The sequence below is a fragment of the Pirellulaceae bacterium genome, from assembly GCA_019636385.1.
GTDB lineage: Bacteria > Planctomycetota > Planctomycetia > Pirellulales > Pirellulaceae > Aureliella.
Map to the genome: position 1 here is coordinate 1,352,654 of JAHBXT010000001.1, position 15,852 is coordinate 1,368,505.

The 15,852-nt window shown below is 54.0% G+C and carries 9 protein-coding genes; 4 read left to right on the forward strand and 5 right to left on the reverse strand.

Translation table 11 applies throughout. The annotated features are described in order from the left end of the window. Window positions 1-12: 12 nt before the first annotated feature. Together KF752_05005 and KF752_05010 are read right to left on the reverse strand one after the other, a co-directional pair. Window positions 13-972, reverse strand: coding sequence for a zinc-binding dehydrogenase (locus KF752_05005; GenBank protein MBX3420899.1), 960 nt, complete (start codon window positions 970-972; stop codon window positions 13-15). 171 nt (window positions 973-1,143) lie between these two features. Continuing rightward, window positions 1,144-2,271, reverse strand: coding sequence for an FAD-binding protein (locus tag KF752_05010; GenBank protein ID MBX3420900.1), 1,128 nt, complete (start codon window positions 2,269-2,271; stop codon window positions 1,144-1,146). 298 nt (window positions 2,272-2,569) lie between these two features. Between KF752_05010 and KF752_05015 the strand changes: the two genes are divergently transcribed. Together KF752_05015 and KF752_05020 are read left to right on the forward strand one after the other, a co-directional pair. Continuing rightward, window positions 2,570-3,874, forward strand: coding sequence for a S41 family peptidase (locus KF752_05015; GenBank protein ID MBX3420901.1), 1,305 nt, complete (start codon window positions 2,570-2,572; stop codon window positions 3,872-3,874). Next, a complete protein-coding gene (locus KF752_05020) occupies window positions 3,871-4,773 on the forward strand; it encodes an NAD-dependent epimerase/dehydratase family protein (GenBank protein ID MBX3420902.1) in 903 nt (300 codons plus the stop codon). The genes KF752_05015 and KF752_05020 overlap by 4 nt, the downstream gene beginning before the upstream one ends. A gap of 342 nt (window positions 4,774-5,115) precedes the next feature. Here the strand turns inward: KF752_05020 and KF752_05025 are convergent, their stop codons facing one another. Next, window positions 5,116-8,070 (reverse strand): hypothetical protein, encoded by a 2,955-nt coding sequence (locus KF752_05025; protein ID MBX3420903.1) that lies wholly within the window; start codon window positions 8,068-8,070, stop codon window positions 5,116-5,118. 558 nt (window positions 8,071-8,628) lie between these two features. On the opposite strand from KF752_05025, the gene KF752_05030 reads away from it, so the two are divergent. Both KF752_05030 and KF752_05035 read left to right on the forward strand, forming a co-directional pair. Continuing rightward, complete coding sequence (locus KF752_05030) at window positions 8,629-9,234, forward strand: sigma-70 family RNA polymerase sigma factor (protein MBX3420904.1); 606 nt, start codon at window positions 8,629-8,631, stop codon at window positions 9,232-9,234. Beyond that, complete coding sequence (locus KF752_05035; protein MBX3420905.1) at window positions 9,231-13,448, forward strand: serine/threonine protein kinase; 4,218 nt, start codon at window positions 9,231-9,233, stop codon at window positions 13,446-13,448. The genes KF752_05030 and KF752_05035 overlap by 4 nt, the downstream gene beginning before the upstream one ends. A gap of 645 nt (window positions 13,449-14,093) precedes the next feature. Here the strand turns inward: KF752_05035 and KF752_05040 are convergent. Both KF752_05040 and KF752_05045 read right to left on the reverse strand, forming a co-directional pair. Beyond that, the gene (locus tag KF752_05040) at window positions 14,094-14,315 is read right to left on the reverse strand and encodes a hypothetical protein (protein MBX3420906.1); all 222 of its coding nucleotides are present in this window, start codon (window positions 14,313-14,315) and stop codon (window positions 14,094-14,096) included. 349 nt (window positions 14,316-14,664) lie between these two features. Next, a complete protein-coding gene (locus KF752_05045) occupies window positions 14,665-15,825 on the reverse strand; it encodes a TlpA family protein disulfide reductase (protein MBX3420907.1) in 1,161 nt (386 codons plus the stop codon). Between the last annotated feature and the right edge of the window lie 27 nt (window positions 15,826-15,852).

Sequence of the window (15,852 nt, forward strand, 5' to 3'; positions counted from 1 at the left end):
TATCGGCGGATGCTATTGCACAGCACTAGGCATCTCGATCACGATTTTTAAGCAATGATCAGCCCGGGTGCGGTGCATGTCGTATGCTGTCAGCACATCGTCAAATGACAGTCGATGCGTAATCAACAGCTCGGCTAGCGACGAATCCTGATTAATCAATTCGATCGCTTGACGACTGGACGCTTGATTGTCCTCTTCAGTTGCTCCGACAATCGTCGTGGCCTGACAACATTTGTGGAAGAACAGTTCAAAGTTGAAATCCATGTGCTGGCAACGCGGATAGCCGAAGAACAAGATTTGCCCGAACTTTTTGACCAGTTCCAACGACAGATTGATGGACTGAGTCTCTCCAGCCGCTTCGACAACGATGTCCGGCAAATGGCCACCTAGAATTTCGTGCAGCCTCTCGACGGGATCGGTCTGCGCGTTGTTGATTTGGTGCGTCGCGCCGAAGCGCTGCGAGTACTTCAGTCGATGCGGATCGGCATCGAGAGCAATTACCTGAGCGGCACCCATGCGCCGCAGGATAAAGTTGAACCACAATCCCGCCGAGCCTTGACCGAGAATAGCCACACTACGCCCCATGACGTTCGGTAAACGCTGAGCGGCATACATGACAGTCCCCAGTTGCTGGGCTTGTAATAATACCTCCAGCGGCTTGCCCTGCGGAAGCGGGATGACGAGATGTTCGGGTGCGAGGTAGTATTCGCACATAGCTTGATGTTCTGGAGCCAGTGCTAACACGCGATCACCCACGGAAAACGGCGAATCATCATTGGCTACCTCGTGAACCACTCCGACCATTTCGTGTCCTGTCGTGCCAGGTGGAAAGGGATAACTGGATGGTGGAGCAAAATGAAGCATTCGAATATCGCTGCCGCACAGCGACACATGCGAGGTGCGAACGACCACAAAGCCGGGTCGCGCTTGCGGCTGGGGCGCTTGAATGAATTCGGCCCGGCCGCGGGCCACTACCTGAACCGATTTGATGATGCTGACTCCGGTGTACCTGGTTTTCCGATGATCGTTTCACGCCTGTGTTGAGTCGGCGCGGAAGAATGCCAATTGCAACGAATTGAGTTTTGTTACTAACGACAAATGTGCCTTTCACAGCCAATCTGTATCGGTCTTGCGTGTTCTACCCTACGAATCGCGCGAACCACTACCTGAATTTTCGTCGGACCAAGGAGCGAATCGTCGGGATGGATCAATGGCACGCTGAATTTTACTAGCTAGCTCCTGCCAGCGTCGCTGACCCAAAAACAGCCTGTTGGACCGACCACGCACGGCGACCCCAGACAAATTCAATTCCCGCAAGCCTTCATCTAACTGAGAAATCTGCGAACCATACACCTTGGCCCATGTAAGTGTACCACCGCCACAATGTCGATGATCGTGCAGCATGCAGCGCTCTAATAATTGGCTAAGTCGCACCAGCACATCTGGCGACACAGCCATGCGCACCAGCACGGCATCCTCGGTTGGCAACGACTGCAACCATTGCCGATCGGCTTGTCTTTGCTGTTCATGCTCGTGATGCATCAGGACGCGCGATTCTTGCTGTATTAATTGCTGCAGTCGACTTACGGCTCCATCCAGCGAGCTGCTCGGGGCCGCCAAGCGAAGTGACAATTGATGATTGCTGTCGATGTCCAAGCCCGCGATGGGAAAGGGCTTGGCTTGAATTTTCGCAGCCAAGTGAATTGCCTGTTCGAGGGAGCCGTTTTCGATTACCAGAGTTGCATGTCCTTGTGGGGCTGGAAACACTTTCAGGGTGGCTTCGACCAAAATTCCCATGCGACCGAGGCTGCCCACCATCATCTTGGGGATATCAAATCCGGCAGCGTTCTTAACGACTTTGCCGCCTCCGCGAACCAAGTCCCCTAAACCATCCAACAGCGCCACTTCCATTACAAAGTCGCGCACGCCACCATACAGCAGCCGATCGGGCCCGCTGATTCCGCTGGCAATCGTGCCACCCAGAGTTGCACCGGCCTCCACGAACAGCGGATCAAACGGCAAATACTGGCCATGCTCGGACAATGCTGCGGCCAATTCCTGGATGCTGGTTCCAGCCAACGCAGAGATTAGAAACTCGCCGGGGTCGTAGCTGACGACGCCGCGTAGATTGACTAACTCGCAGCAGGTGACTTGATCGTCCAATCCCGTCAGACACTTGGTGCGGCCTCCCACTGGCATCAGCGGCAACCGGTCGCCACCGCGAATGCGTTGCTGAAGTTCTACAACCAACGACTGATTAGCGATATCCATGAATTGCCAATTGCCTTGAGCTATCTATCTGCGGTCGGAAACTGGGGGTCTGCCATTGTAATAGATGGCATCCGTTTGTGACTTGCCAGTCAGGCGGCCAGTAAGCGATAATTCTGACAGCCCTGGCCGCGCGCCAGAGCGTGGATGGCACACAACCACTCACTGCCCAATCCACCGGCTCACAAATTTTTGAAACCAAAGCAGCCTATTGAATCCTAGCCCGCTGTGAGAGCGAGGGGGGAACCCGACCGTCCCTCGCTGAAGCACCGGGTTGTGCGATCCCCGCCACAATCTTGTCATGCCTATTCGCAATCTCGTCACCTTGCTGATCGTAACCGTAGTCTGTCTGGCCTGCGCCTTGCAAGCCAGAAACTTGAAATATGGCGGTAAAATTGGTCGTGCCATCCGCCTGCTGGACGACAATTTTGTCGAATCGGTTGATCCTCAAGAGCTGTACGCTGCCGCCATGCAGGGCGTGGTCGGCAAATTGGACGAATTCTCTGAGTTCATTCCGGCGGATCGCTACAGAGAATTTCAGTCGCAGATCGAGCAGAAATTTGGTGGCATCGGCGTACAGATTGAAGGACCACCTGCCGTGCGGCGACTAACGGTTGTTACGCCTCTACCGAAGACGCCCGCCTTCAACGCCGGAATGCAAGCCGGAGATACTATTCTAGAAATCGACGGTCAATCCACACAGGATCTGACGCCTGCCGAAGCCACCAAATTCATGCGCGGCCCGGTGGGTACAACAGTCGAATTGTTGCTGCAACGTATGGATTCATCGGAAACCGTTCGATTGAAAATCCCCCGAGCCGACATCGAAATCGACAGCGTGTACGGCGATCGCCTGCGCGGCGATTCGACGTGGGATTATTTTTTACCTGAGGACCCGCGCGTCGCCTACATTCGCATCGCCATGTTCGGAGATCGCACGACCGACGAATTTTTGGAGGCGCTGAAGCGCGTTCGCGAACAAGCTGCCGCTCTAGTTATCGACCTACGATTCAATCCTGGTGGCATTTTGACCAGTGCAGCTGATATTTGTGACATGCTGTTGGATGAGGGCGTGATTGTACGCACGCAGGGTAGACGTTGGATGTTCAATAGCACCTATTCAGCATCTCAAGGCGTCGAACTCGATCCGGCCATACCTATAGTAGTACTCATCAATCAAGACAGCGCCAGTGCCAGCGAAATCATGGCGGGTTGCTTGCAAGATTTAGGACGCGCCCAAGTCGCTGGCAATCGCTCGTATGGCAAGGGCACTGTGCAACAGGTGTTTGAACTGGAAAGCAATCGGACGGCACTCAAGTTCACTACTGCTCGATTCATGCGGCCCAGCAATCGCAACATTCATCGCACTCGCGAAATGACCGACGATGATTTTTGGGGGGTGGTTCCCGACCCTGCCTTGACGATGTCGCTGGACGAACCACAGCAGATCTACCTCAATCGGCGCTGGATCATGCGCAGCGACCCACGCCTCAGCAGTCGCCAACACCAGCCGCCTGAGCCAGCGTTTGCTGCCGACCCTCAACTCAAGCTGGTGGTTCAGCACTTGCAGCGCCAGTTGGACATGCAGCGGGTTGCCTCGCCATGAGCCTGCTGATCGTCGGTTGTGGGTACGTTGGTAATGAACTCGTCCGCTGGTTGACAAGCAGCGGTTGGCCCAGCTCTAGCATTTTCACATTGACGCGGACGCAGCAACGAGCCGTGCAGCTAAAGCAGTCGGGAGTAACTCCCGTGATCGGTGATTGGCTGGACTGTGCATCGCTGCCTGAATTGCCGCCGGTCGCACATGTGCTGGTTAGCGTACCGCATCGCGCTGTCTCGACCGCCGCCCTGAGCCTAAAACCAACCCCTGACGACTATCAGCATGTCGTTGGCCTGCAGAATCTTCACCAGCGATTGACTGAACGAACGACGCCTCAGTGCGCCGCACCACATTGGATCTACTTGAGTACAACTGGAGTTTACGGCCAAACGGATCCGGGCGATCGAGTTGATGAGGACTCGCGGGTTTCGCCGCTGCGCACGGGGGCACGCATAGCATGGTCAGCAGAACGCTGGTTCAACGAGCATCGACGGCAGTGCCCCTCGACCGTTCTCAGACTGGCTGGAATTTACGGCCCTGGTCGTATACCGCTCATGGACACATTACGAGGTGGACAACCACTGGCTGGACCTGCCGAGGGGCTGTTGAATCTGATTCACGTCACCGATATTGCTCGCGCCATTGATTGGCTGATCACCGCCGAGAATCCGCGCTCGTTATACCTTCTATCCGATGGTCATCCCGTAGCTCGTAGCGACTTCTACGGCTACATAGCAAAAATGCAACAACTACCTCCTCCGCAATTTGCTCCTGCAGAACCCCTAGCTCCTGGTTCACGACGCGGCGGCAACAAGCGCGTCGATGCCAGCCGATTCTGGACCGATTCTGGATTGACTCCCATGTACCCCGATTACCGTAGCGGATTGACGGCAATCATACAGTAGTTGTCAGCCGCCGCGCGGTATTCCTGCCAGAACCCCAATAGCAAACTTATCAGCACGATAAGCAGAATGATAATTGCGTCAACAGAATCCTGCAGAAAGCAGGACAACGAAGCCGCCCTAATCAGTATCAACGTGACAGGACTTTTCAATTGATTCAAAAAGCAGCGCAATGGCGAGGACTGCCACCGCCTGAGTGCTTGATGCGATCTGTGATCCAACGCGCCAAAGCTTCGTCACTGCTCAAACCGCCGTCGTTTGATCCCAGCGCCGACGTGAGCTCTGTGCCGCGTTGACTCTAATAGTTAGCAAACTTCGAGCCCATGCTTCAAACACAACTCAAGCTCAATAATGAAGCTGGGCAGTTGTTGGACGAGCCATAGGTCGATGAAGGATGTTTATGATAGCCAGTGCCAGGTAGAGCAAAAACATCGAGCTAGGCTCGGGGACCATACTGTAACGCAGGTCAACGTACGAATCACCATAAATCAAATCCCAGTAACCTTCAAGCTCTGGCAATGACAGGTGATGGAATTGCCCCAAGACCTTGCCATTGTTCGTGGCATCGATCAATCGGAACATATCTCCGGTCTGTGGAAGATAGTCCCCCAGTAAGCTCACCAGCAACTGTCCATCGAGGTGGACATAGTTCTGGCTGCGAAGCTGATCGTGTTGCGTTCCCGGCATAAGCCCACCGAGCTGAAGTATGAGGTTGCCGGTCTCGTATTGAAAGAACTCACCGGATAGATCCATAGTGCCAGTATTGTCATCATGGCCGACCACCAACTGGCCGTGATTCTCCAGCAGGTTGATGAAGGCTCCGTGACCACTGATAGTGCCATGATTGACCAGTCGGGAACCTTGTACCGAAGGCCGTGTATGGTGGACCCAATTGAGATTGAGCCGGCCCTTTTCAGTAATTGACCAATAACTGGGCAAGTCAAGCCCGCTCTGATTGTCAGCTCCGATCAGCACGTCCAAGTGGCCACTGTTCAGATCAATGGTGTCTCCAAAGCCTTCCACTGTCGGTACGCCCAGTTGATCTGGCAGCCCGATGCGACCGGCGCGAATCGTCAACGTGGTCTGCGGATCGACGCGGGTTGAGGAATCGGTAATGGTCGAAGCATCCCAATTGAAATATCCGGTGGTAATGGTCGTGTTTCCCGTGACATGAGATTTGCCGTAGGTCTGGAAGAGCGTTTCCTGAGTCAGTGCAGTTGACGTAGTAACACTGCCACCTTCGTAGGTCAATTGCTGGCCTAGCATATTCATGGTCACAAAGGACCCAGGACCTCCGTCTAGATTCAGTGTAGACCCCTGGCCAAACACGAAGTCAGAGTGAATCGAGGCCGTGCCCTTTTTAACATCGATCAGTCCCTCATTCCTGAGCAACGAACCTTTGATGCGCGACTGATCATACATGTCGATTTGCCCGGCAGAGCCCCACTGCGGCCAGATGGGCGAGTTGATGGTCATATTCAATTCGGCATTGTGTCCAATCTGCAAGTCTCCACGGAAGCGATTATCATCGTTGATAAACGAAGTCGTCAGCGTCCATGTTTTGTGGCCTCCAATTGTGAGCTTATTGTTATCATCCTTTCCGTCCAGGTCGATGCGCCCGAAAGTCATTCCGACATTGGCGTTGATAGCCACGGGAGCGTTGTATACGAGTGTGCCAGCCGACGAGTATGAATGAGAGAGTGCCCAATCGGAAGCACCTCGAAAGTCTATTGTTCCACCGGACTTGATTGCAAAATCTCCTTCCGCCACCACAATATTATGGAAGTCGATGATGGCGTAGACGTCCGAATCAACTTCCGTGTTGCCTCGCATGATGAGTGCATTCGCAGGGTGAGTGGACATAAGCACAGCAGACTCGGTGTTCTGTGCGCCAGCCTCAAAATATGTCTTAGAACCCTTGTCCAAATACAGGTTGCCGATGTCTTCTTTGAAGTTGATCGAGCGACCTTCCGCGACTCGCATTTTTCCGACGAACTTCTCGAAGTCGCCGGCGGCAAAGACCAAGTCTCCGGACAAGGCTTCGATACTGCCGAAATTGTTAGAACCACTGAGATTCATCTTGGTCGAAGCGTTCGAGTCGACGACCAATGTGCCTCCCTTGGCCGAGATTCGGCCATTATTGTCCAGCTCTTTCTGAATAGAGAGTTTACCGTGACCTTGCAGCGCGACGCCTGGATCGGCGATCAACATTTGAGTTACGAGATGTCCGCCGTCAAGAGTGACTTTGGAGCCTACGGTATCCAATGCCAGGATGCCTCCGATATTTGTGCTGCTCTGTGGCTTGACAATTATCTCTGACTCCCCATCGACTAATGCATCACTGACTACATTGAGATCACCGAACACCGTCAGCTGTGCCGCACCTGACAGGTCCAGCGATTTTGCGTTAGCTGGTAAGGCTGCCACCACCTCATTGCCAAATCCAATTCTGACGTGCTGCGTCAGATCAGGTGTTTGACCACCGATCCAATTGAAAGGAGTAGACCAGTTGTTATCTGAGGGCGCAAGAGCATTGCGAGAAAAATCTACTCGATCCAGATGAACGGAGGCGGCACCCTTTTCGTGGGCATTTACCAATACATCTAATGCGCTGGGCAGGATGCGCGTACCGCTCGTCAAGGTCGTATACATCAGAGACTCTTCAGGCATGATGTGCCCTTCATTTTCACGGCGAACCTTCACGCCGCTGCGCATTCCAATCCATGGGTCTGGTATAGGAACATCGGGAACAAGTGAATTAAAGCCAATGCCCGATAAATGTCCCATCTCGTGAAGCATGACCGTCAGCAGGTCAGACCGATTTGTCGCCGAGTCAGAACTTGCGGTAGCCGTGTAACCGTATTCGAGTTCATTAGGCGGATTTGTTCCTGCAAACCACTGGTTCTTATCTGCGAAGTCAAGGCTGTCGACGTAACTAGTTTGAAACGGTCCGAATTCTTCGTTGACCAAGGGGGTTGGATCGATGAACCACTGAGCGTTGATTCTGAATTTGATCGAGCCATCGAAATTGTTGGCCACAGCTAACGCAGGACCGTCGAAATCTTCCCAGTGAATGTTCCAGTGGTAGGTCTCATTTCCGGGGCGTAGCGACATCCACATTGTGGCGGCCGCCTGAGCAATCGATGCCAACTTGCTTCCGTCTGGATCATACGAGGGATTGTTTTGCGGATTATCAATCGTAAAAGTAATGTCGATCGCCCTGACAGGCATCGCCGCTTGCAAATACAGGGCTAAACAACCCGCCAATCGGAGACATAATCGAAATGAGAGTCGTATCATGTTTTCGCTTTCAAATTCAGTATTGACTGTACTAAGCAGCGAGGTCTCCTGGTCACCGTCACCATTCCATCTGCTTCTCCGAAGGAGTGGGGCGGCATTAAGCGAACACCCGGTCGCCGTTCCCACGGTTGCTTCAGCCGAACATTGCCCATCTGCTATATGACATAGCGAAATTCGCTTACCAATCCGCCTCAGAAGGTGAATAGATTTCTGAAAACGTGCAAATGTCAGTTCGCCGGGCGCGCCTTATCAACTAACGCGAAGAGACCTGTCTGGCTAAGACAATGGCGATTGCCAGCGTTCTTGCTGAGATAGATGCCCAGCGATTAGGGCGGGCAATTGCCGTACTTCGCAGAGCCTGTGGTACAGAATGAAAACGAAGATGGATTGCACCCCCAATTCAGTTCGCCTGCCGAGCAACCGTTTTAGAGGATTTTGGCCATTAGCGATGCTATACTGAAGGTAGATCTAGGACATCGATACAGCGGAATGGGGCAATGCTCTTCCAGCAATTCACCATACTCATGGCGTATTCTGCGACAATTGGAGTTTAGAGGAATGGAAGATGTCCACCGAATCCAACAATGGCTCAGCGAGGCTCAGGCTGGGTCGAACGATGCTCTAGGACAGGCTTTGGAGGCGTGCCGTGCCTACCTGTTGCTGGTCGCCGAGCGCGAACTGGACCCGGCTTTGCGCGCCAAGGGCGGCGCATCCGACATTGTTCAGGAAACCTTTATCGAAGCTCAGCGGGCGTTCTCGCGCTTTTCGAGTACCTCCCATGATCAATTTCTGGCTTGGTTACGCGCGATGCTGCTGAACAATGTCACCGATTTTCGTCGCAAGTATAGAGGCACACAAAAGCGGAATTCGGATCGCGAAGTGGCCCTCGATGCTGGTCCATCTTCCTCCGATTGGCGCAGTCGGTTGGCGTCGGATGCCCCAACGGCCAGCGGTGAGTTCACGCAACAGGAAACACTACTCGAGATTCAAGCGGCTTTGGAGCAATTGCCTGAGGATTATCGACTAGTGATTGCTTATCGTTACGAAGAGAACTGTTCCTTTGAAGAGATTGCCCTGCGAATGCAGCGGACCCCTAACGCCGTCCAAAAACTATTTGCCAGGGCCATCGATCGGCTGCAGGCGATGATCGAGCGCGAGTTATGATGGACGACACTCATCTTTCGGACGATGAAGTTCGACAATTGCTGGAATGGGATGAAGCCCTGGCCCGCGGCGCAGACGCTCCTGCCAGTCATACGCCCCCCGCTGCAGGCGACTCTCGGTTAGTAAAACAGATCCGCTGCATGAAGTTATTGCGCCAGGCCTGCGGCAGACGGGTCTCGATCATTGCTGGCCAGCACGACCATCGCAAGACGCTGGCAAACTCGACGGCGTCAACCGTAACCCCTCTGGCAGCCGACCTGCCGAGTCTGGCGTCGAACTCGTTCCCCGCAGCCTTGGGCAAGTATGAATTGAGGGATGAAATTGGGCGAGGCGGTTACGGAGTCGTCTTCCTGGCCTATGACCGAACGGTGAGCCGCGAAGTGGCTTTGAAGGTTCCTCATGCCGGAGTGCTGATGCGCGAGGAATTGCTGATGCGCTTTCGCATCGAAGCCCGAGCTGCCGCAGTGCTCGACCACCCCAATATTGTGCCGGTGTACGATGCTGGCAATATAGGTCCGGTCGCCTATATTGCCTCAGCCTATTGCCCGGGAATCAGTCTGCACGAATGGCTGAGCGAAAACTCTTCACCCGCCGCTCCGCGACAGGCAGCCGAATTGGCGCTTTGTCTGGCCCAGGCGATTCAGCACGCCAATGAGCGCGGCGTGTTTCATCGCGACTTGAAACCAGCCAACATTCTGCTTCAGCCCATTAAAACGTTGTCTCCGCACCTGGATCAGAATCATGCAGCGCGACGCGCCCAAGCGGTGGCGGTAGCTCGGCACAGTGCGCTATCAGCTTTGATTCCCAAGATAACAGATTTTGGATTGGCCAAGTTGTTGGACCAGCCGCAGGCAACGCTCAGTGGATCGATCTTAGGAACGCCGGCATACATGGCACCGGAGCAGGCCAGCGGACAATCCAAGACATCGACATCGCGAGTCGATGTTTATGCTCTGGGGGCCATCCTGTATCAGCTTCTTTCCGGCAATGTCCCGTTCGAAGGGCAATCTCCATTAGAAACGCTTCACCGAGTTATCCATGAGTCTCCGATGCCTATTCGTACACTTCGGCCCAGTGTTTCGAAGGACCTGGAAACCATTTGCCTGAAGTGTCTCGAAAAAGATCCTGGACAGCGGTATACATCTGCCGGGCAATTGGCCGAAGACCTTCAGCGGTATTTGAATCATGAACCTATTTTAGCAAGACCTGCGTCAGCCTCCGAACAATTGCTCCGACTTTTTCGTCGCAAGCCACTGGCTAGCAGCCTAGTGGTGGCGCTGGCCTGTGCCATTGTGATCGGACTAGCCACCGTTTCGTTTCTGTTGAAACAATCGGAAGTGCGGCGCGTGCAGATACAACAGGCACTAAACGAGACCGCGGCGGCAAATGAATTGGCCAGTCAGCGGCAACGCATTAGCCAAAAACTATTGTATTTAAACAGCATATCGCTGGCTGACCGAGAGAGCACTGTCAATCTGTCCCATGCTCGGCAGGAGTTGATCAAGTGTGATCCGCAGCTGCGCCATTGGGAATGGGATTACCTATGGAAGAAATGCAATCCGGAGCTGTTGGACCTTTCGGGCCACCGCCAGGCAACTCGCGTCTGCCGTTTCAGCCCGGATGGGAAGTTGATCGCGTCTGGTAGCGGCAGTTGGGGACTACCTCAGGCGGGCGAGGTCATTGTCCGTGACAGTCAGACTGGTCGTATCATCTGGGAATTCAATGAGCATATTGGGCAGATTACGGGCTTAGCGTTTCACCCACATCACCATTGGCTGGTCTCATCGGATCAAAGCTGGCGCAGCGATCAGCATGGCAAGACTGTAGTCTGGGACCTGGAGAATGGGCAGTATGTGACCGCGCTGCGACTGGCGCGCAGCACCCACGACGTCCAGTTTGACCCCAGCGGAGATTATCTGGCTACGGCAGGTTTCGATGGTCGCGTTAGAATCTTCCGCACAGAAGGTTGGCGGCTGGTGCGGACGATCGTGCATCACAACAATAGCGTCCACGAAATCAGTTTTCATCCCTCCGGCAAGCTGCTGGCTACGGCCGGGCGCGATGGACGGATGGGTGTATTCGAAGTTCAAACTGGCAAATTGATCTACGAACAAGATGATCTCAACGACGCTCGCTGCGTCTCGTTCAACGCCGATGGATCGCTACTGGCTTGCTCGACCTTCGATGGATATTTGCTGATTTGGAGAACCAGCGATTGGAACCTCTTGGCCAGACGTTACTCTTCATCGGGCAGAATTGGCAGCATGTCATTCTGTCCTGATGGTGACTCTGTGTTGGTCACCACGCTCAGTGGCTCCACTGAACTATGGAATGCATTGACCGGCCACGTTAGCTTCTCAGTTCCGGGGCACTATCCGGGTACCCTTTACGCTACGACTAGCCCGACAGGAGATCTGATCGCGACTTGTGGCTTCGATGCTCAACTGAAAATCTGGAGCTTGACATCCAACTCAGACTCGAAGGTGTCGCGTGTGCAAAACGCGTATGTCAGTGATGTTGTAGTCATTCCCGGCACCCGAGCAATTGCTACTGGCGTTACCAAGAACCTGTCGTTTGTGGGAGCCGGAGACGGCGACTATGCAATTCGAATCTTTGATCGGGCAGAGGGAAAGATCACACGATTACTTGCTGGTCACACTGACTGGACAACCAAGTTGGATGTATCGGCAGACGGCCTTTACCTCGCGTCGGCCAGCCTGGATGGTAACGTCAAGCTCTGGCAGATCGAGACGGGCGAGTGTCTACAAACCTTCATCGGTCATCATGGCCCAGTAACCGATGTGGTCTTCGGATCGTCCACTGTACTCGCTTCAGCCGGCCAAGACGGCTCCGTTAAGCTGTGGCATACGGAAACCGGAGAAATGATCGCGGATCATTCCTTTGGCAAGGCCCCCGTTACCAGCCTAGCTGCTGCACCGGCCACAGGCTGGCTCGCGGCTGCCAGCCAATCTGGGCTTATCGAAGTGTGGAACTTGCAGTATCCCGATCTGCGCTTGAGCTGCAGTGGTCACGAAGGCATTGCCCCTTGTCTCAGTATGACCAAAGGAGGTGAACGTCTGGCGGCCGGCAGCAATTCGTACAGCATCACTTTATGGGATATTCCCAAAGTAGAGGCGGTAATTGCTCACGGTTCCATGACCCAAGTAAATAAACGACTTACCTGCCAGCTTCCCAGTCGCGAGGTCAAGGACTTGCAATTCCTGCCGGATGGCCAGCGATTGGCGTATGCCTGTACAGATTTCAGGGGTACCGCTGCTCTTCGCATGATCGATACTGAGACTGGCAAGGAAGCGCTGCAATTGGCATCCACAGGCCAAACTGTGGCAGCTGTCACCTACGATCCGCAGCAACAGGAACTAGTCTGGGCTGTCAACAACTTCGTGCATCTGATCGATGCACAGCTACCGACTCTGACTGAACGTTGGCAGCGTCATTCAAGTGACAGGCTGCGGTGGCATGCAAGTCAAGCTGATTCAGCGGAACGGCAGCAGCGAGCCTACAAGCTAGGCTGGCATCTTACCCATTTGATTGCGGCTGATCCAACGAATGCTCGACACTACTTCAGACGAACCGGTGCCTATGCGGCCCAAGAACAATGGGATCTAGCCAAAAACGACTTACAGAAACACTTTGAACTTGCTGGAGCCTCTGACGAAGCACCGTTTTACTTTGGATTACTAAGTCTCGCGCAGGGCGACTTGGTCGAATTTCATGACGCTTGTGACGAACTGATTCAGCGATTAGCCACCAGTAATATCGCGCGTGATGCCAACGCTTTGGCCTGGGCTCTGGCGCTGATTCCCGAGCGCCGTCAGGATCTAGAATTGATGGAGGAGCGTGTTGACTTCGCGTGCACCAAGACTCAGTTCGAATCGATCCGGCACCTGTCCTACAACACGCAGGGGTTGGTGTTCTATCGCGCTGGAAAGATGCCGCAGGCTCTGGAATCCGTTAAGAAGTCGATTGAACTGAAAAACGGCAGTGCTCACGAAGCCGATTGGATATTACTGGCCATGATCCATCACGCGCTTGGAAACATTGCCGAGTCGCGAAAATGGCTGCAGGTGGCTGAGCGCAGCCTTGACCAGGCCGTATTTATCGGCAGCCCGGCATCGAAAGCCTATTCACGCAACTGGTTCAATCGCTATCAAATGCAGTTGCTTCTACAGGAAGCTCGAAAGTTGCACCAGTGAACCTGGGCGTTGACCGTCTTCGTCATGGGGTCGGTTGAATTGTTGGTGCGATGCCGCTTTGATGTTTACTCGTATTCCCATTTCATGACTCAAGGGGCATCCATCTGGCGTCGGAACTATTTCCATTGCTGTTGATACCGGCCCAAAGTTTGTGCATGAGTCGACTGAGTGGCCAAATTACCCATTGCAGCCGGACTAAGATCTCCAAGCACTAAGCCACTAACGCAACAGATTAACAAACAGAGGATTCGCATGGAGAACACCTACGCAGACGTGAGTGGGTCAGCAGCCACCTAGAACAACCGCTCCCCAGGGTCGTACGCCCCGAGTATCCTTACTATGATTCCATGCGCTACTCAGAGACCACCCATTCAACCACCACCAATGAGAAAATATCGAAGCGACCACTGCTTCTGGATTCTGGAACAGAACAGCTGCTGGAATCCTATCAAGGTTCCGCAGGAATTTGCACGCCTAGCTGCTTGGACCATTGTTGCAAATAGCTGAAATCCAAAGCCGCTCGATTGACTGCCAGCAACTCGCCAATATCTGCCAAGTCGATCAACCGTCCAGCCATGGCCTTGAAAGTATCAGGTCCTCAAAGGCTAGCACCTGCACGCTGGCGTGCACGTGTGCAATGTGACATCACCGACGGCGCGCGAAGGCTTGTGAAAAGTAGCTAGAGTCATCCAGCAACAAGTCGACATTCACTTCGATGTAAGCCTCCGGTATCTCATACTTCCACTGATAAACCTGTATCGCACCGAGCGCCTTGGGGCCACCAGAATTCTTCGACCGCAAACCTCCGGATTGCAGGGATTGATCGAGTTGTTGTAACGCGTTGGCCTTGGGTACCAGTACGGCCAAATCAACATCTCGGGTGCTTCTGGTATAACCCCAGAAGGAAACAGATAGCCCACCCCCAATAGCCTTGTGTGGAATATCCGCCGGTGTGGTCCACACGTGTTCTAAGGCAATCAGGAGTTGGAGGTAGGCATGGTGTTGTTACTGAGGAGGTGGCTGATTGGCTTGCTGTGCGCGACGCTGCTGGACTTCCATGATTTCTTGCCATGTGCGCTCTTGAGGCTCGCGATACCACTGGCGATAGGCTTGCGCCAGTTCACCGTCAGGACCTATCTTATGCCGCAGGCCGATCGCACATCTTTCGACGGTTCTTGCACAATGGTGGCTTCTCCTGTGGTTAGCAGCCCCGTGGTTACTGTGAATTGCCGCTTTGAGCGTCTGCGACTGCTGGCAAATCGAGCGGCGCGTAGTAGGGGCGGCCTTTCAATTCGGAGAGCTTTTTAAACCACATTCTATCGGCAGACTCAGGTTGGAACGCCCAGTGCTGGCGATGATAGTTCCAATTGTCGGGAGCAAGTGACTGAGCGGCTTTGAAGTATTCTGCCGAACCTGCATCGCCGGCCAATTGTAGGTGGACGGCCAATTTGAAGTTAGCCTCGGCCAATCCATACCGGTCGTCTTCGGACATCAACCGCCTGCCGATTTCTGCTGTAGAGAGCGCATAGGGGCTGCGGTCACCCTGTTTAACCCAATCCCTCAAGCCCTGGACATAGCTGCCACCGTCCACCTTGATGTTCAGCAGCGCTACCGGTCGCGAATATGCGACTTCAGCCGGACGGACGATCCGTCCAGCTTCGTCGATCCACACACCCATCGGCACATTGACCATCTGGAACAAGCTACTGACCACGTGTTGCCTGTCGATCAGCGTGGTGTAGGAAGCTTTGGCCTGATCGTAGTACTTGCCGCACGCGACTTCTCCCTGCGTGTCTTGAGCAACGGCGATGATTTCAAAGTTCTGGTCCCGCAACTCTTGGTAGATGGCCTCCCAGCCTGTCAGGTCGCCTCGACAGCGACACCAAGACGCCCAACTCAGCAATAGGACTTTCTTGCCACGAAAATCAGACAGTTTTATTAACTGGCCTTGACGATTGGGCAGCTCAAAATCCGGGGATTCGGCGGCAGTGCGCGGCGAGCCGATCGAGCCAAAGCTCCAGATGCGTCGCTGAATGTCAACCACCACCGGCTGCGTGAGGCTACGTGCCAGTTGTGTAAGATTCAAGAGTTCCATGTCATCCTTGATTTGCAACAACTCGGCATCCAGGTCGCGACGGATGAGAATGCACTTCTGGTCACTGCACAGTCCTTCGGGTTTGAGTACGTATCCAGTCACCTCGGTGACCTGCGCAGGGGTCAGCCACAAAGCCTGTTCGGTGTCGAGCGCCAGGTCGAGGGTGACAGTGCGGTTGTTGTAGAGCACCGTCCCTTGCGTTGCACCTTGAGAAATTCCTGCCAGCGACGCCGCCAGCCCGCACACGGCAAGAACTACCAACCGACTAGCATAGCGCAACATGATAACTCCTGGGGAGGGCGATTCCGC

Excerpts from the sequence above, each read along its gene's own strand:
- KF752_05015 (MBX3420901.1), top strand. The coding sequence starts at position 2,570 with ATGCCTATTCGCAATCTCGTCACCTTGCTGATCGTAACCGTAGTCTGT.
- KF752_05045 (MBX3420907.1), bottom strand. The coding sequence starts at position 15,825 with ATGTTGCGCTATGCTAGTCGGTTGGTAGTTCTTGCCGTGTGCGGGCTG.
- KF752_05035 (MBX3420905.1), top strand. The coding sequence starts at position 9,231 with ATGATGGACGACACTCATCTTTCGGACGATGAAGTTCGACAATTGCTG.
- KF752_05010 (MBX3420900.1), bottom strand. The coding sequence starts at position 2,271 with ATGGATATCGCTAATCAGTCGTTGGTTGTAGAACTTCAGCAACGCATT.
- KF752_05020 (MBX3420902.1), top strand. The coding sequence starts at position 3,871 with ATGAGCCTGCTGATCGTCGGTTGTGGGTACGTTGGTAATGAACTCGTC.
- KF752_05030 (MBX3420904.1), top strand. The coding sequence starts at position 8,629 with ATGGAAGATGTCCACCGAATCCAACAATGGCTCAGCGAGGCTCAGGCT.
- KF752_05025 (MBX3420903.1), bottom strand. The coding sequence starts at position 8,070 with ATGATACGACTCTCATTTCGATTATGTCTCCGATTGGCGGGTTGTTTA.